The sequence below is a fragment of the Pseudomonas sp. P39-UII1 genome, assembly GCF_039672635.1.
Classification (GTDB): domain Bacteria; phylum Pseudomonadota; class Gammaproteobacteria; order Pseudomonadales; family Pseudomonadaceae; genus Aquipseudomonas.
Map to the genome: position 1 here is coordinate 255,560 of NZ_JBDFPP010000002.1, position 22,361 is coordinate 277,920.

Sequence of the window (22,361 nt, forward strand, 5' to 3'; positions counted from 1 at the left end):
GGCCTTACGTATATTGAACATGCTGATTGGAGAGCGTGACGTGGACGTCAAAACTGCCCTCCATAAACAACCATTTCTGGATGGTAAAGGTGTAAACACCGTCAGTAATGAAGGGGTCTTGTTTAATAATCAACTCTGCGTGAGCTAAGTCATTTGCCCGGACGATACTCATACCTCCCGCCGAGCCGGGTGGTGAGTCATCCTTTATGAATGGGCCGGAGGCAAACAACTCGCCTTTATGTTCAGCTGCGATTGCCCACTTCAAATGTTCACTTAGAAGGTCTGGCAATTTGCTCAAGTCTAAAGGGTGGCGTAACACCACATACAGCGGAAGATTGAGCATCCGCTGCAGCAAGTTGACTGTCTCTTGTGATACAGGCATCTTAGTTCCGCTCCTCAAAATTCTCGATAAACTCAGGAGGCGGAGGAGTGGTCGCCCATACTGCAGTAAGTTCCTGAGGTGACGCATTCAGAGGTTCCCACTCAGAATCGTCTTCCGTGATGACGTCAATATCCCAAAAATACTCAACCAGGCTATTCCAAGGGTCGCGGATGTAATGGAAGTAATTAGAGCCTGCGACATGGCGGCCAAGACCAAACGCGCTGTTGTAACCCAGGTTGATTAGGTGTTGAGCACCCATCTGGATTTCGTCGATGTCCATCACCTCGAAGCTCAGATGGTGCAGACCACTGTGGCTGCTCTTCGCCAGGCCTAAGACGTGGTGATCGCCCCCAGAACCGCAACGCAGGAAAGCAAGGACATCGCCTGCCTGATCGGAGACCTTCATCCCCAGTGCCTCGGTGTAGAACTCAACCGAGCGGGTGACGTCTGGAGTGAACTTGATAAGATGGCCTAACCGCAGCGGAGTTGCTTTTTTGCTCTGCGAAGCGGGGGTGCACGCACGCTCGTTGACGCGGCGATACCGCCCCGGGGTGTTGATTTCCGGAACCTCTTTAGCCTTAACGGATGCAGATTCGGCGATAGTGACGTGCACCCAGTCATTACTGGGATCTTTGAACCAGATACCAGAAGAATCGATTTCAAAAGGTGCCGATTCAATAGGCACGCCCAACCGCTCCAGGTTATCGAGGACGCTTTTGAAGCCTTTCGAGTCGGTGCCAAACGCCACATAGCTAAGCTGCTTTGGGCTGCCTGGCATTAAACGAATTTGATCCTGATCGCGCCCTTTGCAACGCAGCACAAGATCATGGCCCGCAATTTTCGCTTCAAGGCCGAAAGCCTCATAAAACGTTCTACCAATACCCAGATTGGGTACGGTCATGCCGACGTGATGCAATGACTTGATCATGAAAATGCTCCGTCAACGGATAGGTGAAAAACTCGCACCGCTGAGAATTTCGGCGTGTTGCGCTGTGACAAAGCCACCTGCTTTGCCCAAGAACTCTCGCCATTTTGGATTTGCAGACAGAGCGGCTCGACGCGAGTTACGATCTTCCAGGCTTTCAAAACCCCAGAGATGGATAACGCGGTTCAGGTCGCCCGTCTGTGGTTGGAAGTACCCAATTAGATTTCCCAGAGCCTCAGATTGAATGGCCAGGCCTTCGAGTTCGTAGATTTTGAGAAACTCATGAAGAGAGCCTGGCTTGAGGTGATAAACGCGCTGTTCAATGAGCATATGATTGTTTCCTTGCTGCTTGTGGGGCGGAATCGGCATCGATCAGTTCAAGTACCGCAGCGATGTCTTGTTCGCCACGGCCTTCCTGCAATGCACGCATGAAGTAAGGTTGAGCTGCTGAGAAAAGAGGAGTCGCACATCCGAGATTCTGTGCGAGATCCCCTGACATATGGATGTACTTCTCTAGTGTGCAGAAGGGCCCAGGCGCTGGGGTGTAGTTGCGGCTGACCATCAAAGGCCCGCGCACGCTGAACATTGCCGAGGCGCCTGCACCTTGACTGATAACATCAAAAATCTTTTGGGGGTCGTAGCCCGCACGTATGCCAAGATTCATCGCTTCGGCAGCTGCAAGCGTATGGATCGTGACGAGGTAATTGGCGATCAATTTCATCGTGACGGCTGAGCCAAATTCACCGATGTGGATTTGAATTCGGCTGATGGCGTTCAAGACCTCACGGCAATGATCAATCAGCTCTTCAGAGCCACCGAGCAGCAGTGCAGCCTTACCCTGTGCAACCATTGGCGGAGAGCCGCTAACCTCGGACTCCAGCACTTGGGCACCCGTTTGCTGGATGCGGTGCTGAAGGCTCAACTTGAAATCGCGATCGTATGTGCCCATCTCGATGAGGGTGTGGGAGGTAGTCAGCGTGCCGAGTAGCCCCGCGCTCCCCTCCATCACTTCTAGCTGGGCAGATTCGCTGGGAAGGCATGTCAGGATGAAATCAGCCTGGTCGGCGACTTCGGCAGGAGTATTCAGGGCAACCCCGCCAAGAGAAACGAACGCTTCACGATCAGTTCGGCGGTAGCCGACGACTCGAAAGCCTGCATTGATGAGCTTGGTAGCGATGGGGAGCCCGAGCTGCCCAATACCTACCATGCCTACTGTTAAATTAGGCATACTGAAAATCTCTTTTTGTCTTTATTTTTGAGGAACTGCTATAAGCCAACCGTAAGGCGAATGGGATTGCCAGGCAAACACTGTCAGTTATGCGTTGCTAGCATTCTTCGTTGTAGTTCGATGGCTTTAACTGAAATCCTGTCTCTGGTTTAAACGCCAGATCATCGGATATCACACGTACTCGTCGGTTTAGCATGATTCTCAAGGCGCAAAGAAGTTCTAGGCCTGCGAGCCACAGGCCTAGAGCTATAAGGTGCAGAAATTGATTAATCCGATTGGAAGGCGCGCTTTTCAGATGGCGCCTTCATAGCTTTGGAGGCGCCTGCTAACGCATGGGCTATTAGCTCATCACCATGCCGCCGTCGACGTGGTAAGAACCTCCCGTCATCGAGCCGGATTCTTTGGCGGCCAGGAACGTTACGACTCGCGCGATATCGGCGGGAGTTTGGGCGCGGCCTTGGGGCACATTCGATAAAAAGTTTGAAAGTGCGGCCTGGAATGAAATTCCTTGCGCCTCTGCCATTTCTGCGACGATTTGGTCGTGCAGGGGTGTCATTACAATACCTGGGCAGACTGAGTTTACGGTCACGCCAGTCTTCGCCAACTCGATCGCCAAGCTCTGCGACAGACCAAGGACAGCAAATTTAGAAGCGCAGTAGTGGGAGAATTCTGGATAGCCTTTCTTCCCGACCACCGAAGACATATTTATGATCCTTCCGTAAGCCCGCTCGAGCATGAAGGGGAGTACGGCTTTGATCGTGAAGAATGTACCCTTCAAATTTATATCCATGACGCGATCCCACTCATACTCGTCCATGTCGAGTACCGGGACGCGCTTTGACACTCCCGCGTTGTTGACGAGAACCGAAATTGGCCCTAGTGAGGCTTCTACCTCGCTCGCCATGGAGAGGGACGACTCAGCGTTGGTGACGTCGTGAAAATAGGCAGCTGCGGTGCCACCTTCCTCCTGAATCTTGCTAATTATGGCTTTTGCTTTGTCTGGGCTGATATCTGTGATCGCTACCTTGGCGCCTTGCCTGGCGAGCTCTGCAGCAATCTCAGCTCCGATACCCATTGCACCACCGGTAACAATCGCAACCTGCCCGTTCAGAGTGTTCATGAGTCACCTTTTCCGATAATTTGCGGCCCGAGCCGGCACAAGCCTACCCGGGCGATTCCAAAGTGCGTGAATACGCTCTTTGTACCTGTGATGGTTATGCGTAGGAGGGCTTAACTGCGAGGCGGGCTTCGGCACCCAGATCGTAATTCCAGATCCAGTTCATGCGGCTTTCAAGCAAAGCCTTCAATTTGGTCGTATCGCTCTCAACGCCAGGCGTTCTGTATTCATAGAGCTCACCTGCCTCGCGGGAGGTCAGCTGAACCTTTGAGGCACGCCCCCTACGAACCTCGTCATATACCTCCAGAAGAGCAGGTACGTCGCTGGCTTCGTGAAGAGGGTTGCCGAGCAACTCAGCCATGAAGTAAGCATCCTCAAGGCCCTGGCCTGCGCCCGCACCCTGGTGGGGGAGCATCGCATGTGCAGCATCGCCAATCAGAGCGACTCGGCCATGCACGTAAGTTGGCAGAGGGTCAAAATCATGAAGTGCCCAGAGAGTCGGGCTCTTGATGCTGGTGAGGAGCGTCTTGACCGCCTGCCCAGCACCCGCGAATCGGTGCAGCATTTCATCTGTTGTTGCAGGACGAACCCAGGGTTGGTCAGATGGCCACTGCGGCTTGGCAACACTGCGATCAGATACGAACGCTACGATGTTGATCAGTTTGCCTTTCTTCACTGGGAAGGTCAGTACATGGCCGTCTTCGATCAAGTACATTTGCGGAACGTTCAGCAAATGCTCATCCAGTGATGCGGCTCGGTAGGCTTCACGAAGGGTAGAGGTCTCTACTAGACCTCGGTAAGCAGATGTCCCAGTGAACTGCGGGTGGACGGCATCGTGGCCAGCGGTACGCAGGAGCGTATTTCGAATGGAAGACTTGATCCCGTCTGCAGCGATGGCTACGTCGGCGGTGTAGGTGCTCCCATCAGCAAAATTGAGAGTCACACTTTCGTCGTTCTCGGTGTAGTCAACGACGTGCTTGCCTAGGGAGGCGATGCCGGCAGGCAAACGCTTTTCGAGCATGTCGATGAAGTCCGCACGATGGATGGAGGACTGTCCGATCCCAGGCGCTAAGGTGGCGCCAACGAGCGATGCATCATGGGCGTGTCGCCATTCGAACCAGATGTCTTGCCAAGGGGCCGGGGTGCTGTCGGCAACACTCTTGTAGAGTTCGCCGATGCCCAATCGTTGGATAGCTTCTACGGCGTTGACGCCGAAAGAAACGCCGGCTCCAATTTCGCCAAAGGCAGGGGCAGTTTCAAACAGTTGGACATTGACGTGAGAGCATTTGCTGAGGCCCAGTGCCAGGGCAGTACCAGCGATGCCTCCGCCAATGACTGCTACACGCAGGGGAGATTTGCTCATGGGGCACCATTTGTTTTGTGATTGTCGGTGGCCAATTTTTCGCAGCGTAAGTCCGGTACGTCCAAGACTTTATACCTATCTATCATAGCTTGCAGGCTATAGTATCTGGGTAGGTTGATGAGGGGAACGCTGTGGAGATACGCCAGCTAAAACGATTTATCGCAGTTGCCCAGACGCAAAATTTCACTCGCGCGGCTGAATTACTACATGTGGCTCAGCCTTCGTTGAGCAAGCAGATCCTGCTATTGGAGGAGGAGTTGGGGTTTGCCTTATTCAAGCGCGAGACCCGTCCAGTCCAGCTAACTGAGGCTGGAAGGCGTTTCTACGAGGACTCAATGGCTGTCATTGGTCGTGTTGAGCAGATGGCTCACAACGCCAGAAGGGTGGCGTTGGGGGAGCGTGAGAAGCTCACGATAGGATTCGTCGCATCAGCCCTCTATGCGGCACTTCCCACAGTGATCCGAAGGCTGAGAAGAGTCCGTCCAGACCTGGATTTCAAGTGGGTGGAAATGACGTCGGGAGAGCAGATCCTTGCGCTCAAGGAAGGCAGGATCGACGTAGGATTTGGCCGTGTGTACACGGAGACGACGGAGGTCTGTCGAACAGTGCTGCGGGAGGAGAGATTGCTTGCCGCATTTCCAGCCACGTTTGCATTGGCTGCAGAAGCGTCACCGATCTCTCTGTCGGAGCTCGGTGATCTGCCTGTTATCGTTTACCCAGCGCACATTCATCCAAGCTTTGCTGACCAGGTCACGAATTTGCTTCGAGCACATGGTTCGGTTGCTTCGGAAATTCATGCTGTTGGGGATCTTCAAACGGCGCTGGGATTGGCATCTGCTGAATCGGGCTACTGTATCATTCCTGCCTCTGCCAGGCACCTTAGGCCCGAGTTGACCTATCGACTGATCAGCGAACCGGAGGCGGTTTCTCCACTCATCATGAGCTACAGACCAGAGGAAGAGTCCGGTCTTGTAGCGACGATCAAGCAGCTGACACGAGAGCTTTATTCCGAGGGGCCGTCCTGGTTGGAAGCGGAATACAACAAGATTTTCAAATTCTAGGTTGTATGCCTTCGAGGGAGAGGATGCACGACCCGATGAGCCGCGCAGAATGGGCACATGGAATTTGGCGTCCATGTATCAAGGCATGTAGGTCAAGCCGATAACTGACTCCTTTAGCGCCCGGCCAACCGTTTCCCTGAGCCATTTGTTTTCGGGATCCCTATGATAGCGATCATGCCAGTACATCGCGATTTCGAAGGGCGGAATATCCAAGGGCAGTGGGCGAATGCAAATGGGCAGATTTTTCTCAAACGTTTTGGCAAGCGCCTCTGGTGCGACCCATATCAGGTTTGTAGTGAGAAGCAGATGAGGCGCTGCTAATGACTGAGCGATTCTGAGCTGAACGCTTTCCTTTCCACAGTAGTCAACCAACGCCTTTTCTAAGGCAAAGTGTCCGCTGCCGACAGCATCGACGCACAGAAGCTTTTGAGCAAGGAATGTCTCAAAAGTGAGTTCTTGCTTTTCCAGAGGATGCCCTTTTCTGAAAACGCAAACATACTTCTGTTTGAAAACATTCGAGTAATGAATGTCAGTCTGAAGCTGTGGTAGAAAGCCGATCGCCAAATCAATTCGTCCGGTAGAAAGTCCTTGAAGTGTGTCTTCGAGGGAGCCGGCTTCAGTTTCGATCTTGCTTTCTGGTGCCGAACTGAGGACGTGTTCCAGGATCGAAGGTAAGCAAACAACTTCACCAATATCGCGCATGCGAAGTTTAAATTTTTTTCTGCAAGTTGAAGGGTCGAAATTAACCGTGTGAATTTTCGCTGCCCGTGCTAACTCGAGTGATTGTAAGAGTAATGGAGCAATCTCGATTGCAAAAGGCGTCGGCTCCATACGGCGTCCGACCACTGTGAATAACTTGTCACCAAAATCTTGTCGCAGGCGTTTCAGGGCAGCGCTAACTCCTGCCTGGGTTACTCCCAGATTTTCTGCGGCTACAGAGGCGGAATGATCACGCCACAGGGCTTCGAAAGTATACAGCAGATTAAGATCTTTCAATTGGATACCCTGATATTCTTATTTTCATGGTTTCGCGACCTAAACATAGATCGACGTGTCGGGAGAGGGCGGGGAGTCGCGCCCCGCCTCAGACCATTACCGGAAAACCTTCTGCAACGCCAGGAGGCAAAAGAATGCAGCAGCAATCAGGATGATAGCCCAGAAATAGTCGATACCTGCCAGCAAGGTAGCCTGGCGGCTAACCTCCTGGCTTTGCAGGAGCAAAGCAGCACCAGTGGACGAACTGATCGAGGGTTCGAGAGCGAGGATGGATGACAGTGTGGCAGTTTGGCTCTCGTACGTGGGGTTACCCGGCACCAAGTTAACATTGATATTTCCGTAGTGTACGGTAGAGCGGTATTGAAGAAAAATAGTCGCTATACTGGTTCCAATAGCCATGGCGATCTGCCCCAACATGTTCTTCACTTGTTGGGCGTGAGTAAATAGCTCCTCCTCGTGTGCAACATCCCGGAATGTCTGCATAGCGGTGGTTGCTAGTACTAGCATTATGAAACACCCGTTAAGAGCCAATGCGGGCAGGATATCCTTCCACATGTTTGCGCTGGGAGTTACAGACATCAGCATCCAACCGTAGGCCGCTAGTGATGCGAAACCCACCATGAAGTATTTTTTGGGGCTGGGATACTTCGGCAGCAGCCGCATCATGATCAGCCAGGTCAAAATGGTCGAAGTCAAGCCTATGGCCTGAAAGTGACCGATGGTCTCCCAGGAAAATCCAAGTCCTGTTTGCAAAAACGACGGCAGCACATAGTTGTTCGCACCCAAAACGATGTAACAGAAGGAGAACATCGCCACACCATAAATGTAACGTGAGCTATTTAGGCGACCAATTTTGATGAGAGGACTGCTTTTTCGATGCTCAAGGCGGAAGAAGCTATAGAGTGCGAAGATTCCAAGTAGCGCAAAAATAACCATGATTTCTGCGTTGGCGTAGAAGTCGTAATAGGATTTCTGCAGGATGTAAAGTATGAAGAAGGATGCTGTTGCAAGAGTGAGAATAGTCCAAGGGCTCGAGCGTGTTAACTTTTCTTTCTCCGGTGGCGTCTTGGGAAGGTTGAAAATGGCCAACGCTGCGGCAATCATGCTTAGGCCGATTAGGATCCAGAAGATTGCCTGCCAATGATCGTGGGCCACCGCGAATGACGCAACGAAGGGGGCCGCGGCAGTTCCGGCAGCCAGACCTGTAGCGAACACCTTGATTCCTGTGAACCTGGCCGGGCCTGGTGGAATTAGGTTTATGAGCACGCGGGATGTCGTCATGAAAGAGGCGCCGCCGAGACACATGACCAGCCTGCCTACGGTGAACTCGGTCAGCGTGCTGCTCACGCTACATAGTGCTGCGCCTGTTACAAAGAGGGCGAGGGAGCTCAGCACTTGTTTTCGCCATCCGAAGCGCTCCGTGATCCAGTGGAGCTTGGCGATAACAACAACGGCAAGGCACGCGTAAAGGGCCGCGACCAGACTGTACTCTTCCGGGCTCGCCTCGATCTCTCCACGGATCGGTGCGGAGGCGAACGCAAGCATTCCACTTTGAAGAAATTCAAGTGCACATAAGATGAACACTATGGTGAAGAGCGGGAAATACTTGCTGTTCATGATCTCACCTTTCACCTGCTGGCTTGGCGCCACTGCCTTCGTTTGCTCGAATTACCGATTCGACAATTTCCGCCGCATCCTTCAGCTCGCCGCTGAATACGTCTGTGGAGTACGTATTATCAGGTGATACGCCGGGAGAGATTACAAGACCGGTACGGTCGTGTGTGTCGACTGAAACGCGCATGGAAAGACCAACCCTAAGCGGATGTTTTTTGATTTCGGATTGGTCTAACGCGATCCGTACAGGAACGCGCTGTGTCACCTTGATCCAATTGCCTGTAGCGTTCTGAGCAGGGAGCAGAGCGAAAGCGCTACCTGTGCCGGCGTCAAGGCCTTCGATGTGTCCCTTGTACTCGACGTTACGACCATAGAGGTCGGCAGTGAGGGTAACCGGCTGGCCTATTCTCAGGTTCTGGAGTTGTGATTCTTTGAAATTGGCGTTCACCCATACGCGATTCAGCGGTACCACCGACATGAGGGAGCTGCCCGGGTTAATACGTTGACCTACTTGCACATTACGCTTGGTTACGGTGCCATCTATAGGCGCTGCAATTGTGGTTCGACGAAGGGCGATGTAGGCATCTTTCAAGTCGGAGGCTGCTGTAAGAATGTCTGGATGTGTCCTCAGCTCGGTGCCTTCCACCATTGCCTTTCGCTGCGCAAGCTGCTCATTGACAGCTGTGAGGCCTGCTAGTGCACTGTTCAGCGCATCCTGGGCATGACTGACCTCTTCCCTCGATACGGCGCCGGTGGAGGCGAGGCGCAAGCGACGGTTGAGGTCTGCCCTCGCCTTGGTTACGTCGCTGGCCCTGACGTCAACTTCAGCCTGGATTTGTCTGACCTGGGCATATTGAATTCTCACCTCACGGGTTGCTTTAGCAAGACGCGCCTTGGCTCTTTCGAAGCCTACCGATTGATCAACATTGCTGAGCTCGACCAGTCCATGTCCAGCTTGAACATGATCGGTGTTGTCGGCAGAAATCTTTGTCACAGTCCCGCCAATCTGTGCTGTCACCTGGACGATGTTCCCTTCTACATAGGCGTCTTCGGTTGTGACGGTGGTACTGGGCAAAAACACCCAAACGAGTGCACTGATCAGCCCAGCGCCTGCGACAACCATGAGCACCTTTTCAGCCGTCCACTTAGGCTTGGCCGCATCTGGAGAATTTTGTTTGTCAGTATTCATGTTCGAACCTGTTATTACTGGGTGTTAGTTTCAGACGTTGCAAAGGGGGAGTAACCGCCGCCGAGTGCGCGACTTAATTCCGCGTGGAGCAGCAGGCCTCTAGCCTTAAGTTGCGCGAGCGCCCGCTGTTGACTGATTTCTTGATCCTGCGCGTATAGGACATCAATGTATGAAGCAAGGCCCTCGCTATATCTTTGCTCGGCGAGCGATGCGGCTTCAGTTGCTGTTTCAACGCCAAGGCGCTGCTGGGAATATCTTTCAGAAAACCATTTGAGTGACGTAAGTTGGTCTGATATGTCTTTGATCGCATCAAGGATCGTTTGATTGTAAGTTTCTACCGCTTCATCATAGTTGGCATTTTGAAGCGCTAGGTTGGATCTCAGTCTTCCGCCCTCAAAGATCGGCAAACTCAGTGCGGGGGCAACGCCCAGAACTCGACTACTGCCATTTGCGAACACGTCAAAACCGAGACTTTGGAGTCCCACAAAGCTTGTTAGGCTTACATTTGGGTAGAAGCGTGATTTTGCTTCTCTAATGTCGTTTCCAGTAGCTTCAACTCGCCAACGTTGGGCTACGACATCTGGCCTGCGACCGATCAGCTCGGCGGTGAGCTGACTGGGTAAACCAAAGGTGCCAGGCGTTTTAAGCTTAGGGCTTGTTATGTTGAGTCCCGCTGAAGCGCCCTCGCCAGTTAGCGTGGCGAGCTTGGTCTTGATCAGTTCCTGATTTTCTCTCAGCTCGGCAATACGTGATCTACTAGCGGGGATGCTCGCTTCAACCTGTTTCACATTGACCTGTGAGTCTAGCTGCGACGCAAATCGTTTGTTTGTTAGATCAAGAACCTTCAGATGATTGTTTAAGGCTGCATTCTCCAGATCCAGTTCATCGTTGTTTAGCTTTAAATTGATATAGGTTGAGACGACTGCTGTTGCTAGAGCCAAACTCCTAGCTTGAGCCTCAACCTCCGATGCGTGAGTTCTCCCAACGGCGGCTTGCAGAGCGGCTTCATTCTTACCCCAGAAGTCGATTTCATAGCTGAGGTTTATGCTTCCCTGGTTCAGCCACTGCCAGGTACCTGCCACGGGAGGTGGTGTCGTACCGTTGGCACTGAATCTCTCTCTGGTGCTTGACAGCGTGCCGTCGACTTTGGGCAGAAGGGTGGCCGCTTGAATTCCTTCCACAGCTTGAGCTTGCCTGATTTTCGCGGCTGCTGCCTTCATTGATGGGCTGTTGGTAAGGGCTTTGTTAACAAGCGCGTTAAGTTGTGGATCTCCAAATGCCCTCCACCAGTCTGCGGTTGGCCAGTTCGCGGCAGAGAGTTTCACCTGCGAGTCTAGCGGAACCGTAAGATCTTCCGCTGGGATCAGATGCGACATCGGCTTAAGGTCGTTGAATGAACATCCTAGCTGGCTCACTGCAGCAACCAGAACAAAACCCAGTGTGCCGAGGCTGCGTACGCTATACACGAGGGAGAAAATTCCCGAAGGATTTTTAGATAGGCCCATGATTTCACCGGCTTAACAATAAATAAAAAACTTTTGGTGCCAAGAGGTGCATTTCCTAAAGCTGACTCGCTTCGGTGGTGTCATCTGGCTGAATGGGATAATTTGCCAATGACAGCATCGCTCTGCACATATCAATGAAACTGTCCAGTTTTTGTGTTTTTAGCTCACTTAGAAACTCATTCATGCTCAAGTTAACCGCCTCTCTCGCCGCGGCGGCTACTGTTTTGCCTTCCTGGTTGATCTGTATCCACACAAAGCGACGGTCGTTATTGTCGTATTGTCGGCTAATCAATCTCAGCTTCTCTAGAGCGTCAATCTGCTTTGTCATGCTCGAACTTTCTATGGAAAGTTGACGAGCGCAATATGACGGGTTCAGCCTGTCGCTAGTGCTTAAGATCTGAAGGAGTCGGTACTGAGGGTATCTGATGCCATATGAAAAAAGTGCGTTATTTACCACGCTCGTGAGCTTCGTTTGAAGCTTCATTATCAAAGGCAGCAATTGGATGTCGCTATCCAGATTCAAATTTTTCATGATAGAGCCTTCACCATTTGATTTCATGAGTTTGATGCAGCAAAGGTCTACGCTAAGACACTCTTCATAAGCGGGGCGCTGGACAACCCAGCACCCGAGCTAGCCTTAATCAATCAAAGAGGCCAGGCTTAACGCCAGCGCGGTTGAAGATGTTATTTCTGGATTCAGTGATTGCTGCAGTGAGACGCGGGATGTCCACCCCAATCAAATGACCTTTCCATTTTTTGATTCGTCCGTCGACAATTACGGTGTCGACGTTATTTCTTTCCATCAGGCTGACCACAGCCCCAGGTACATTATTAAGCGGTGCAACATTCAGTGCTTCGGAGTCGAGGAGAAGAATGTCAGCAGCCTTCCCCACCGAAAGGGAGCCCACGCGATGGCCCAGGCCCAGTGCTTCAGCGCCACCCATCGTTGCAAATCGAATCACATCACGCGCTGTGAGCAGAGCAGGTAAATTTTGCTCACCCGCCAGGGCGCGCTCATGGATCTGGCCTCGTTGGAGCGTTAGTGCCGAGCGCATCTGGGTAAAGAAATCGGCAGTGAGTGTGCATTCAACATCGCTGCTGAAGGAAGGCAGCATTCCCATTTCCAAAGTTTTCTGAATTGGAGGAGTGCCGTGACGCATAGTCATCTCGATCGGGACAGCGAGAGAGACTTTAGAGCCTGCATCCCGCGCAGCGGCCCAAGTCACATCGCTCATGCCTGTCATGTGAATCAGAAGGTGGCGATCAGTCAGAAGACCTGCGGTGGCGATGTTTTCCATGTGCTCCGCCATCCCCATGCTACCAACCACATGTAAGGCTACACTTAGGTCGAGGTCTTTAGCGATCTGCCAAGCGCGCTCCCAGGTCGGCAAGTACACCTCGCCACCCATTGCCATCGTCACAAGTTGATCGTCGGAAGCGAAATACCGTTCACGCACACGGTAAGCGTCTTCAGGATATTGATAGCCTTCGCCGCGTCCTTCAAAGTAGCCCAGAACGCTGCGCCGCCCTGCATCTTTCAATGCTTCCACCGCTGCATCGGTATGTTCTGGAGAATGATGAATTTGAGAAACGTCGAGTACAGTCGTGACGCCGGCGTCCAGTTGGCTTAATGAGCCGAACAGCTCACTCGTATAAACGTCTTCTGGGCGATAAACCGGAGCGAAATTACCGAGAATATGGGAAAGATAATTGATTTTGCCTTGTTCGGTGCCGTCGTCTACCAGCATCCCGTTGACCAGAGTACTACGCAGGGCGGTCTCAAATTGGTGATGATGGGTGTCGATGAAACCGGGCATAACGATCTTGCCTTTCGCATCGATGATTTCAGCACCTGTAGCATTGAGGTTGTGGCCGATAGCCACAATCTTATTACCCTCGATGAGCAGGTCGCCACCCACAAAATCGCCTAATTGATCATCCATCGTGAGGATATTCCCACCCCGGATCAGCACTTTGCTGCCTACTTTACCAGCGTTCGCTGGCATTTCGATCGATTGTTTCAAGGGCTGGTGAGCGCTGGCGGTCAGGCTATGAATCCAGGCCTGACCTGCGTTGCTCTGATTAAGTATCGACTGTTGGCTATTGCGGATGGTGTCACAAATTTTGCACATGATTTTTCCTTATTCAACTTGTATACAGGGTTGTATTGATGTTCATCGTAAAGGCATAAGTCGCCCCATTTCACCTTTGCGATACCTGTCAAGTGCTTCGGTTATTTCGCTCTCGGAGTTCATTATGAAAGTCCCATAACTCGCGATTTCTTCATTAGGGTCGCTTCCTGATAAAAGCAGGAGTCGACTAGGTTTATTTGCACCGATTGTTACGCTTTCATGGGCGCGTTCGAGCTTTCCAGCTATCGCCTCATATTGCTTGATGCTTGTTAAGTTTCCCAGTCGATTTATTTGTACGTCGCCCTCTAAAACATAAATAAGAAAGTTGTTGTTATTTCGCGGCGTGTATTCAAATTCGTTAGAGATTGCGACGTCCAATAGATCGAATGGCTCCGCTTGTTCGATCGCACCGGATGTGTCAAGGTATCTTCCGCAGAGAATTTTGATTTCACTTCCCAAATTATCGGCAACAGTGGGTATCATTTCAGCATTTACCCACGAAACCTCTGGAGGTCTCCGCTTATTGAAACTCTTGAGGTTTACGCAGATTTGTAAAGCCTCTACTGTGTGACCAGGTCGTGCAGGATACTCATCATGAATCAAGCCTGATGACGCCTGACTCCACAGTAAATCACCAGGCTCTAGTGTGAGATCGTTATTAAGGGAGTCTCTGCACCTCAATGCCCCTTTGGATGTGTTTAATACGTAGGAAATTAGTGCGTAACCTGCGTGCGGACTCGGCGAGAACGTCTTGCCGGACATTCTATAATGATCAAAGCGCATTACAGGTCGGCTGAGTAATCCCAGGCTCTCCAGGTTGAGTCTGCGCGTTGAGAAATGACCAACCGGCTTAACGGCCACAGCCTCTACAACTGAAGACATCTGAATGTCGGTCATCGAATGCACCCTTAAAAACTTTGTACCTAATTTACTATTCACCTCGCGTTGCGTTAAGATCATAAATCGCAAAGGGCTGTTGCAGCTGTGCAACACTGAGGGGTCATGGATAACGTCAATGATTTAGTTTTTTTTGCATCAGTCGTTGAATACGGTGGTTTTTCAGCAGCAGCAAGGGCTACCGGAATCGATAAAACGCGTCTGAGCAGGCGACTCTCTTCATTGGAGGAGCGATTGGGCGTTCGCCTGCTGCAACGCAATACGCGAAGCATCGCTTTAACAGAGGCGGGGCAGCATCTTTACGTCCACGCCAGGGAGCTGATGAATTCTGCTAACAGTGCTTTCGAAAGCGTTGCCGCTTTGCGAGCGGAACCCAGTGGTACTGTGCGTTTAAGTTGCCCACAAATCCTGGCTCAGTCCTATTTAGCACCTATCCTACCTGGCTATTTGGCAACACATCCAAAGGTTAAGATTGAGCTGGACGCTACAGATGTCGACGTTGATCTCTTGAAAGAACGCTACGATCTGGCCTTGCGTGCTAATGTAACTATTCAAGATCATGCTGGTTTGGTTGCGAGAGAGCTGGGTACTGCTAAGCGTGTCTTAGTCGCTAGTCCGGCTTTTCTGGATTCGTTTGGCAGGCCAAAATCTCCATCTGACATAACCGAACTAGATACATTGTGTCGTCCAGTTGATGTCGTCGATGGTATTGCCCGCTGGACACTAAGCGCGATGGGCCAGGATCCGTTGACAGTTATGCACTCACCAAGGTTGTCGTCGAATGATTTACGGCTTCAATTGGAATCGGCAATTCATGGTATCGGGGTAGCGCTTCTTCCAGAGCCTATTGTTTCTGCCTCTATCCAGGCCGGAGTGTTGGAAATGGTACTACCTGGCTGGTCTGCACCCGCACATAAGATCCACATTGTTTATCCTCCGCCTCGTGGTATGTTGCCGTCAGTTAGAAGTCTGATTGATTATCTGATATTTCACCTTCCTGCGAGCATTCAAGAGCGCAGCATTTAAGCATTTAAAAGACAAATTTGATCGGAGGCGCACAGGCCTCCGATACATTCTTAATTATTTAGCTGTAACTGGATGTTCAGTCGCCCGATCATGTGCAATCACAGCAGGACTGGAGGGCATACGGGTCAAAACCACTGCAGAAATCACGAAGAAGCCGGCGCAAACCATAAGCCCAGCTGCCAAGCTGTAATAGCTCGCAATGCCGCTGAGCAGAATGGGTGCGAATGCAGCTAGGCCTCTGCCTGCATTGAAGCAAAACCCTGTGCCCAGGGTTCTTACGCGGGTTGGGTACAACTCGCTGAAGTAAGAACCGAAAAGGCCGGCGAATGCGATAAAGAATGCGTAAATCGGCCCGATCCAGAAGAGGCTCTGACTGTCGGAGCTGTAGACGTATACGGGTACCATTATTGCTGTTAGGAGAAGGGTGGTAATGATGGTGTTTCGCTTTCCAATCTTGTCAGCCAAATATCCAAAAAAATTCATGCCCAAGAAGTTTCCAAAGTTCAAGATCGCCATGAATCCTGCCATTGCACCGAGGCTTAAACCTCGCTCTTGAACTAAATAGCTTGGGAGCCACGTGCTTGCCCCCCAGTAACCTAATAGAGCCAAGCTTGCTGCTGTTGTCCCCAGAATCGTAGTCTTCTGAAGCTCGGTAGAGAAAATTTCTTTAATCGAAACATTTCCCTGGTCGACTGCAGCTTCCTTCTGTTTTCTCCAGCTCTGTGATTCAGGCACAAAAAACAGAATGTAGGCGATGGGCAGTACTACCGCGATACCAGAGTACAAGAACAATGTACGCCATTCTGGAAGCATATATTTGGCAGTCATTGCGGCCAGGATGGCGCCGATGGGGAACGCGCTTATGACAAACGCTGTTGCACGCGCTCGCTGCTGAGGAGGCCAGGTTTCGGCAATGTACGCTGAAACAATACTCCAAACGCCACCGAGACCTAGTCCCGATACGAACCGAAGAAGTAAAAGCATGTAAAGTTCGCTTGCATAGGCGATAGCAGCCGTTAGTGTGCCAAAGACGAGCAAGGATGCGATGAGTGCTTTGCGTCGTCCGTAGTTGTCAGAGTACCATCCTGTCACAATACTACTGGCACCGATTCCAAGCAGCGTGGCTGTGGCCAGCGCTCCCGCTTCATTAATACTAAGCCCAAGATCCTGTCGAATGACAGGGAGGGCAATAGATAGTAGAATAATCTCCATTGCGTCAAATAGATAGGCGATGAAGCCACCTATGAGAACGTGCCATTTGGTTTTTGTGTTCATCTTTAGCGCCTATCTTATTGTAGATTCTTATTTGCCGAGGCGTATCTTTGTTAGGGCTTGCAGCGGGTGGGTTTTTTGGTTTCGTGTTCGATCCCTTTTCCTCGCTGTTGTCAACATAAGGAAAGATACTTTCCTTGGCAATAAACTATGGTTGTTGGCACCTACCACTGTTGCTTATAAGTCGATTTGAAAAATTGAGCTGGTTAAGTCTTGAAGCGGTTATGATTGCCTTCAATCAATTGGCAATTGTTGACCGCACGGTTCAGAAACCTCAGTGCTACGATTCACGTCGTAGGTTTCCTAATTTGATACGCCTAGTGGTTCTCTCCGGCGAGCGGGCGGGGATTCAACCCCGATTGCGCCTGCCGGTCTGCGCCCTCTCCTGCGAGAAAGGGGGGGCACCAACAGTGACCGGTGTGGCTCGGTAAGGATGTCCGGTGCAATGCGAGGATATTAGGCAGCTAAGAATCGCGCGTGGCTTATGACGTCGGCTGATAGGAGGGGCTGATTGTGAATTTTTTGCTCAAGGGATGCATTTTGAGCAGGCCGTAGGAGCGAATTCGAAGGAAAAAAAATGAATAGACATGAGTTACGGAAGGCTGACATCAATCTCATGATCGTTTTCGAGACACTGATGCAGGAGCGTAATCTGACACGTGCCGCTGAAAAGTTGTTTATCACTCAACCCACGGTGAGTTCAGCGTTGTCACGGCTTCGAGCATTGTTCAACGATCCGCTATTTGTCCGCGTCGGGAATCGTATGGAGCCTTCGGCCCGTGCTCTAGAGGCCTTAGAATATCTGTCACCCGCCTTGGATGCGATGTCTATAGCTCTCAGCCTAACTCGTGATTTTGACCCCTTCACAAGCACGATTACCTTCAGAATCGGCTTGTCAGATGATGTGGAGTCAGGGTTGCTTCCACCTTTTCTGCAAGCATTGAGAACAGAAGCGCCCAATGTGGTCGTCGTCGTTCCGCAGGTCGACTACTGGCGGCTTCCTGAGCTTCTGGTATCTGGAGAAGTCACCGTAGGGGTGAGTCAGACCAAGGCGCTGCCCGCTAATGCGCGGCGTAAGGTACTTCGCTCCATGCGAGGTCGGGTTTTACGTTCCGGCACTTCGCATCATCCCCTGACTCTCGACGAGTTTTGTGATCGTCCTCATGTGCAAGTTTTACCCACCGGCAAGGTCGAGGGAGTAGTCGACGATTGGTTAAGAGCGATTGGTCGATCTCGCAATGTCGTCTTGTCCGTTCCCCAGTTCAGTTCCCTGCCAGGACTTCTGACCGGCACTGATCTACTGGCTTGCAGTCCCGATTTTGCAGCCCAAGCTCTCATCGGTTCTGGAGCGGTGATGACAGAAGCGCTGCCGTTTGAGCCTGATTCTATCGAACTAGCTATGGTCTGGCTCAGTACTACAGATAACGACCCAGCAGAGCGATGGCTGAGGGGAGTCCTGGAAAAATTTATGGGCAGCGCAAATGGTCGCGAGGGATAGCTTATCAGGGGGCGGATAGACGCTTCGCTAAAAACTCAGCCAGTGTGGCACCTACTGTGTAGCTCATTGCCTGTGCCTGTCTGCCTGGGACATTGGTGCTTCAGTGCACCAAGCTTTGGTGTTTTTGGGTATATGACATGGGCTGCTCGGTGAATATGGTGGCGTAACACATACCCCCAAGAGTGAGACCATGAGTAATCTTAACGATCGAAATATCATCATTACTGGCGCATCTGGCGGAATTGGGCGTGCCTCTGCGTTGTTGTTTGCTAAAGCAGGTGCGCGAGTCGTCTTGCTTGATCGGGATGTTCCTGGGATCGAAGAAACGGCAGGCCTTGTGACGGGAGGCGGTGGAAAGGCGTATTTGATTCCTTGCGACATCACTGATGAAGATGCTGTCTCGCACGCAGTGAACGATGTGGTGAAACAGTTCGGGCGGCTGCACGGCGCATTTAATAACGCGGGCGTTGAACACACGAATTTGCCTCTTCATGAGCTTTCAGCAGCTGCTTGGGATCGTGTGTTGAAAATCGATCTTACCGGCGTGTTCTACTGTATGAAGCATCAAATTAGGGCTATGTTGGAAAGCGGAGGCGGCTCCATTGTGAATACTGCCTCAGCTTTAGGTACAGTTGCGATATCTGCAGCTTCTGATTACGTAGCGGCAAAGCATGGGGTAATCGGCATAACGAAGGGGGCTGCTGTTGATTACGGTACACAGAATATCCGTGTGAACGCGATTATGCCTGGAATCGTAGAAACACCAATGGTCGCGAGGGTTAGCGCCGAACCTCATTTTGCCAAACAATATCAGGCGTTACGAGAGCGGCATCCTATTGGTCGCTTTGGCAAACCGGAAGAAATTGCGAAAGCTGCAATTTGGTTGCTATCGGACGACTCCAGTTTTGTTACCGGCACTGCTCTAGCTGTAGACGGTGGTTACCTCTCAATCTGACCGGAGTCGACAGGGTCACCTTGCTATCCCGGTCGTCAGATCCACTAGGCATGGACTAAAGCATGATCAATGTAAGTCGTCGCTTAAAAGTTAATGATTCCTCAGATGCTGGCAAAGCCCATTTGACACGTGCTCAATTGTGGGAGGGGCTTGTTGGCAAGGCTCGAAATGCGGTGCCCTATGTAGATGCCATTACTGAGTGCATCATCGTTGAAGATAAAGGTGAGAAATTCATCCGCGAAATTGTCTTGAATAATGAGCGCTTGCAGGAATTGGTGACATTAACGGAGGAGCAGAGTGTAGAATTTGTTCGGCTTTCTGGGAGTGCGCGAGGTGTTATAAAAAATTTAATTGAGGAAGAAGCAGGTGTGCTTTACCTGCGGTTCGTCTTCGATTTTTCGCTAGATGACTCTACTGGTGACGAGCAAGAAAAGGTGTTTGCTCAGAACATGGAGGCGTCTTACCTTGGAGCAGTCCATACTACAATTAACGCAATTCGTAGGCGACTGCTCGAACAGGCTGAGATATCGAACTGATGCTGCGCAGTTACCTAAAACTATAAAAATGAGAGGTGTGCAATGAATACTGAGCAGGAAGAAATGTTTCGCAAGATTGATATGATGTCAGCCGATGGGTTTGTGAGCTATTTAGCAGGTGATGTTAAATTTCGCTTCGGCAATGCCCCTGAACTCGTCGGCAGGGATAGCGTGCAAGCAGCCATCGAATCATTTTTTTCTAACATTGCGGGTCTTAAACATGTCCTTTTAGACGAGTGGAATGAGCGCGGCACTACTATTCTGCGTTTTGATACTCACTACACCAAGCATGACCGCAGTGTATTTGTAGCACCTTGCTGCGCCGTTCTTCGATACGACACCCAAGGGCTTATTGATGATTACAGGATTTATGCTGATGTGAGCCCGCTTTATTCGAGTTCTCTGGGCAATGAGGCTCGTCTAGCTTCGTAGTCTTATTGCACTCGGATTCCTTGAACGGTAGCCGAGTGCAATACTTGAGCGTATCGACTATTCTTGCTGGATGCATGGATAGTTAACCCTATCCTGGCTGATCAATGACTATGCTGCGCTCTTGAATGCTCTTGGGGAGGTTGTCAGAGAGGTAGTTGATCAGGCTGCGTACTGAAGGCAGCATTCCTTTGGGCTTCGGATACAGCAAGTGCACGATGTGAGTAGCGCCTGTCCAATCCGGTAGCACAATTTCCAATCCTCCGCAGTGGATCGAAGCGGATGCGATAGGTTCAGGTAGTAAGGCCACGCCTAACCCATTTACTGCCGCTTCTAACTGCATTCGAAGGTCATCGGAAACAAAGCGCGGCTTATGGTGGATCATGAGGTCTTCACTGTCCGCGGTGCGCAACATCCAGCGCCCCATGCCGTCATAGACATCTCCAGGCCGGGTGAGAGTGTCCAAGCTAGTTAGGGCTTTGATTGTCATAGGGCGGCCTACTCGATTTAGGTATCGAGGGCTTGCCACAAGGATCTGCCGCGCCCAGCCAATGTCCTTAGCGACCAGTCCGGCAGTTTCTTGAATATTTGAGCGCGCTCGTAACGCGACGTCGAAGCGCTCTTCAAATATGTCAACTTCTCTGTCGACCGAATTTAATTCGAGCCGTACCTTTGGATACTTTTCCATGTAGCCAGGCAGTATGGGTGCAAGGTAACTCTGCGCCATCACCTGCGGGCAACTTAGTCTAACCAGTCCGCCGGGCTCATGTTGCAATTGCTCAACACTTTCGTATGCCGTATGAACGCCCTCAATAACAGGTTGGCTCAGGGAAAAGAAGTTTTGGCCGGCTTCCGTTAATGACACGTGGCGCGTCGTCCGATGCAAAAGGCGAACGCCTAAGCGTTTCTCCAGATTTGCGATGTGTCTGCTGAGTAACGTTTTTTCTATCCCTGTCGCGCGCGCAGCCGCAGAAAATCCACCGTGCTTAACCACTAACACAAAATAATAAAGGTCATTAAGATCTTTCACTGTTATTCGCCTGTACTTGTGTTCGGGGTGGTCTCCAGTGTTGAATATATAAACAACAGCCTTGATAGGCAAGTGTGCAGGCGGGATTGACGGATCAAGAGCGCGTTCAGCAGTTCTATATGTTGATCGATTGATTCACTCCGGAGCTATTGGTGCATATTTGCACTATTCCTTGGTTTTTTTGACTGTAGTCAAGCGCCGTCGATGCTAGCTACATTCCGCTCAGGCTCGCAAGATCTTCCCGAGTTAGCTTGCTGTCGTGATACTCCAAAAATAATAAATAAGGAATGTCCATGTCGTTGCGTTTGAATAATAAAGTTTGCATCATCACTGGTACTGGCGGCTCGATGGGGCGCGCAGCAGCCCTGCTCTTTGCTAAGCAGGGTGCCAAAGTGGTTGGATGTGACATCAATCCTTGCGCTACAGAGGAAACGTTGGCACTGGTTACTCAGCAAGGCGGTGATATGGTCTCCATGAGCCCATGCGACCTGACCGATCCTGCAAATTGCGCTGGGCTGGTTGATTTGGCACTGTCGAGTTACGGTCGAGTCGATGTGCTTTTTAACAACGCTGCGATGGCTTATTTCGGTTGGGTTGACGAGATAAGTGACGAGGACTGGTACCGTACGATTGATCAGGAAGTTAATCTTGTCTTCCATATGGTCAGGGCCGCTTGGCCAGCATTAATCAAGGCTCCGGGCGCCTCCATTATCAACACTGCTTCAGTGTCCGCCTGGGCGAGCTATAAGTTGCTTCCTGGTATCGCTCACTCGGCTGCAAAAGGCGCAGTACTGTCTATGACCCGACAGTTGGCTATGGAAGGCCGTGTTCATGGGCTTAGAGCAAATAGCATTTCTCCAGGCCTCATCGAGAGCAACCAGACCAGGCCTCTGCTAAAAGACCCTGTCTGGTCTGAGACAATGCTGGACAAAATCATGCTTGGCCGCATGGGCACACCTGAAGAGGTTGCGTCAGCCGCGTTGTTTTTCGCTTCAGATGAAAGCTCATTTATTACCGCTGCCGACCTCCGCGTCGACGGTGGCACCTCCTCTTGGTAGCACCACAGTTTGAATGCGTAATCTATCTGGCGGTATTTAACTGCTCCGAGCTCTTCCTTTTTGTCAAGGTCTCCCAGGCCACTTGACGGGTTTGGTTTCCAGGCCGAGACAGTTGCAAGAGCTTCGTAAATCACAATAATAATATTTA

At 51.2% G+C, this 22,361-nt stretch carries 22 protein-coding genes; 7 read left to right on the forward strand and 15 right to left on the reverse strand.

Annotated features, from left to right (window positions below; all coding sequences use genetic code 11):
• Window positions 1–4 precede the first annotated feature (4 nt).
• From ABEH27_RS03890 to salA, 6 genes are all read right to left on the reverse strand, one after another.
• Window positions 5–382, reverse strand: a complete 378-nt coding sequence (locus ABEH27_RS03890) for a YciI family protein (protein ID WP_346612289.1) — start codon at window positions 380–382, stop codon at window positions 5–7.
• A gap of 1 nt (window position 383) precedes the next feature.
• Window positions 384–1,310 (reverse strand): VOC family protein, encoded by a 927-nt coding sequence (locus ABEH27_RS03895; RefSeq protein WP_346612290.1) that lies wholly within the window; start codon window positions 1,308–1,310, stop codon window positions 384–386.
• A 12-nt stretch (window positions 1,311–1,322) separates the two neighbouring features.
• Entirely contained in the window at window positions 1,323–1,637 is a 315-nt protein-coding gene (locus tag ABEH27_RS03900) for an NIPSNAP family protein (protein ID WP_047933042.1), read from the reverse strand.
• Window positions 1,627–2,535, reverse strand: coding sequence for an NAD(P)-dependent oxidoreductase (locus ABEH27_RS03905; RefSeq protein WP_346612291.1), 909 nt, complete (start codon window positions 2,533–2,535; stop codon window positions 1,627–1,629). The genes ABEH27_RS03900 and ABEH27_RS03905 overlap by 11 nt, the downstream gene beginning before the upstream one ends.
• Window positions 2,536–2,875: 340 nt before the next feature.
• Window positions 2,876–3,655, reverse strand: coding sequence for an SDR family NAD(P)-dependent oxidoreductase (locus ABEH27_RS03910; RefSeq protein ID WP_346612292.1), 780 nt, complete (start codon window positions 3,653–3,655; stop codon window positions 2,876–2,878).
• Window positions 3,656–3,749: 94 nt separating this feature from the next.
• The gene (gene salA, locus ABEH27_RS03915; RefSeq protein WP_346612293.1) at window positions 3,750–5,015 is read right to left on the reverse strand and encodes a salicylate 1-monooxygenase; all 1,266 of its coding nucleotides are present in this window, start codon (window positions 5,013–5,015) and stop codon (window positions 3,750–3,752) included.
• Between the two features lie 131 nt (window positions 5,016–5,146).
• Here salA and ABEH27_RS03920 point away from each other — a divergent pair, with 131 nt between their 5' ends.
• Window positions 5,147–6,076 (forward strand): LysR family transcriptional regulator, encoded by a 930-nt coding sequence (locus ABEH27_RS03920; protein ID WP_346612294.1) that lies wholly within the window; start codon window positions 5,147–5,149, stop codon window positions 6,074–6,076.
• A gap of 78 nt (window positions 6,077–6,154) precedes the next feature.
• Here the strand turns inward: ABEH27_RS03920 and ABEH27_RS03925 are convergent, their stop codons facing one another.
• The 7 genes from ABEH27_RS03925 to ABEH27_RS03955 form a co-directional block, all read right to left on the reverse strand.
• A complete protein-coding gene (locus ABEH27_RS03925; protein WP_346612295.1) occupies window positions 6,155–7,072 on the reverse strand; it encodes a LysR family transcriptional regulator in 918 nt (305 codons plus the stop codon).
• Window positions 7,073–7,168: 96 nt separating this feature from the next.
• Window positions 7,169–8,689, reverse strand: a complete 1,521-nt coding sequence (locus ABEH27_RS03930; RefSeq protein ID WP_346612296.1) for an MFS transporter — start codon at window positions 8,687–8,689, stop codon at window positions 7,169–7,171.
• 4 nt (window positions 8,690–8,693) lie between these two features.
• Window positions 8,694–9,875, reverse strand: a complete 1,182-nt coding sequence (locus ABEH27_RS03935) for an efflux RND transporter periplasmic adaptor subunit (RefSeq protein WP_346612297.1) — start codon at window positions 9,873–9,875, stop codon at window positions 8,694–8,696.
• A gap of 14 nt (window positions 9,876–9,889) precedes the next feature.
• A complete protein-coding gene (locus ABEH27_RS03940) occupies window positions 9,890–11,380 on the reverse strand; it encodes an efflux transporter outer membrane subunit (RefSeq protein WP_346612298.1) in 1,491 nt (496 codons plus the stop codon).
• A gap of 55 nt (window positions 11,381–11,435) precedes the next feature.
• Complete coding sequence (locus ABEH27_RS03945) at window positions 11,436–11,939, reverse strand: MarR family transcriptional regulator (protein ID WP_346612299.1); 504 nt, start codon at window positions 11,937–11,939, stop codon at window positions 11,436–11,438.
• 82 nt (window positions 11,940–12,021) lie between these two features.
• On the reverse strand, window positions 12,022–13,512 hold the full coding sequence (locus ABEH27_RS03950; RefSeq protein ID WP_346612300.1) for an amidohydrolase family protein: 1,491 nt from the start codon (window positions 13,510–13,512) through the stop codon (window positions 12,022–12,024).
• 42 nt (window positions 13,513–13,554) lie between these two features.
• Window positions 13,555–14,409, reverse strand: coding sequence for a pirin-like C-terminal cupin domain-containing protein (locus ABEH27_RS03955; RefSeq protein ID WP_346612301.1), 855 nt, complete (start codon window positions 14,407–14,409; stop codon window positions 13,555–13,557).
• Window positions 14,410–14,514: 105 nt separating this feature from the next.
• On the opposite strand from ABEH27_RS03955, the gene ABEH27_RS03960 reads away from it, so the two are divergent.
• Window positions 14,515–15,435: a LysR substrate-binding domain-containing protein gene (locus tag ABEH27_RS03960; RefSeq protein WP_346612302.1), complete on the forward strand. Its 921-nt coding sequence runs from the start codon at window positions 14,515–14,517 to the stop codon at window positions 15,433–15,435.
• A 54-nt stretch (window positions 15,436–15,489) separates the two neighbouring features.
• Here ABEH27_RS03960 and ABEH27_RS03965 read toward each other — a convergent pair whose 3' ends face one another.
• On the reverse strand, window positions 15,490–16,710 hold the full coding sequence (locus ABEH27_RS03965; protein ID WP_346612303.1) for an MFS transporter: 1,221 nt from the start codon (window positions 16,708–16,710) through the stop codon (window positions 15,490–15,492).
• Between the two features lie 574 nt (window positions 16,711–17,284).
• Here ABEH27_RS03965 and ABEH27_RS03970 point away from each other — a divergent pair.
• The 4 genes from ABEH27_RS03970 to ABEH27_RS03985 all read left to right on the forward strand — a co-directional run bounded on the left by ABEH27_RS03970 (window position 17,285) and on the right by ABEH27_RS03985 (window position 20,128).
• The gene (locus ABEH27_RS03970) at window positions 17,285–18,205 is read left to right on the forward strand and encodes a LysR substrate-binding domain-containing protein (protein ID WP_346612304.1); all 921 of its coding nucleotides are present in this window, start codon (window positions 17,285–17,287) and stop codon (window positions 18,203–18,205) included.
• 190 nt (window positions 18,206–18,395) lie between these two features.
• Entirely contained in the window at window positions 18,396–19,160 is a 765-nt protein-coding gene (locus ABEH27_RS03975) for an SDR family oxidoreductase (protein ID WP_346612305.1), read from the forward strand.
• 62 nt (window positions 19,161–19,222) lie between these two features.
• Entirely contained in the window at window positions 19,223–19,696 is a 474-nt protein-coding gene (locus ABEH27_RS03980; RefSeq protein WP_346612306.1) for an SRPBCC family protein, read from the forward strand.
• Window positions 19,697–19,738: 42 nt separating this feature from the next.
• Window positions 19,739–20,128, forward strand: a complete 390-nt coding sequence (locus tag ABEH27_RS03985) for a nuclear transport factor 2 family protein (protein WP_346612307.1) — start codon at window positions 19,739–19,741, stop codon at window positions 20,126–20,128.
• An 88-nt stretch (window positions 20,129–20,216) separates the two neighbouring features.
• On the opposite strand, the gene ABEH27_RS03990 is transcribed toward ABEH27_RS03985, so the two are convergent.
• The gene (locus tag ABEH27_RS03990; RefSeq protein ID WP_346612308.1) at window positions 20,217–21,155 is read right to left on the reverse strand and encodes a LysR family transcriptional regulator; all 939 of its coding nucleotides are present in this window, start codon (window positions 21,153–21,155) and stop codon (window positions 20,217–20,219) included.
• A gap of 293 nt (window positions 21,156–21,448) precedes the next feature.
• Here ABEH27_RS03990 and ABEH27_RS03995 point away from each other — a divergent pair, with 293 nt between their 5' ends.
• The gene (locus tag ABEH27_RS03995) at window positions 21,449–22,213 is read left to right on the forward strand and encodes an SDR family NAD(P)-dependent oxidoreductase (protein WP_346612309.1); all 765 of its coding nucleotides are present in this window, start codon (window positions 21,449–21,451) and stop codon (window positions 22,211–22,213) included.
• Window positions 22,214–22,361 lie beyond the last annotated feature (148 nt).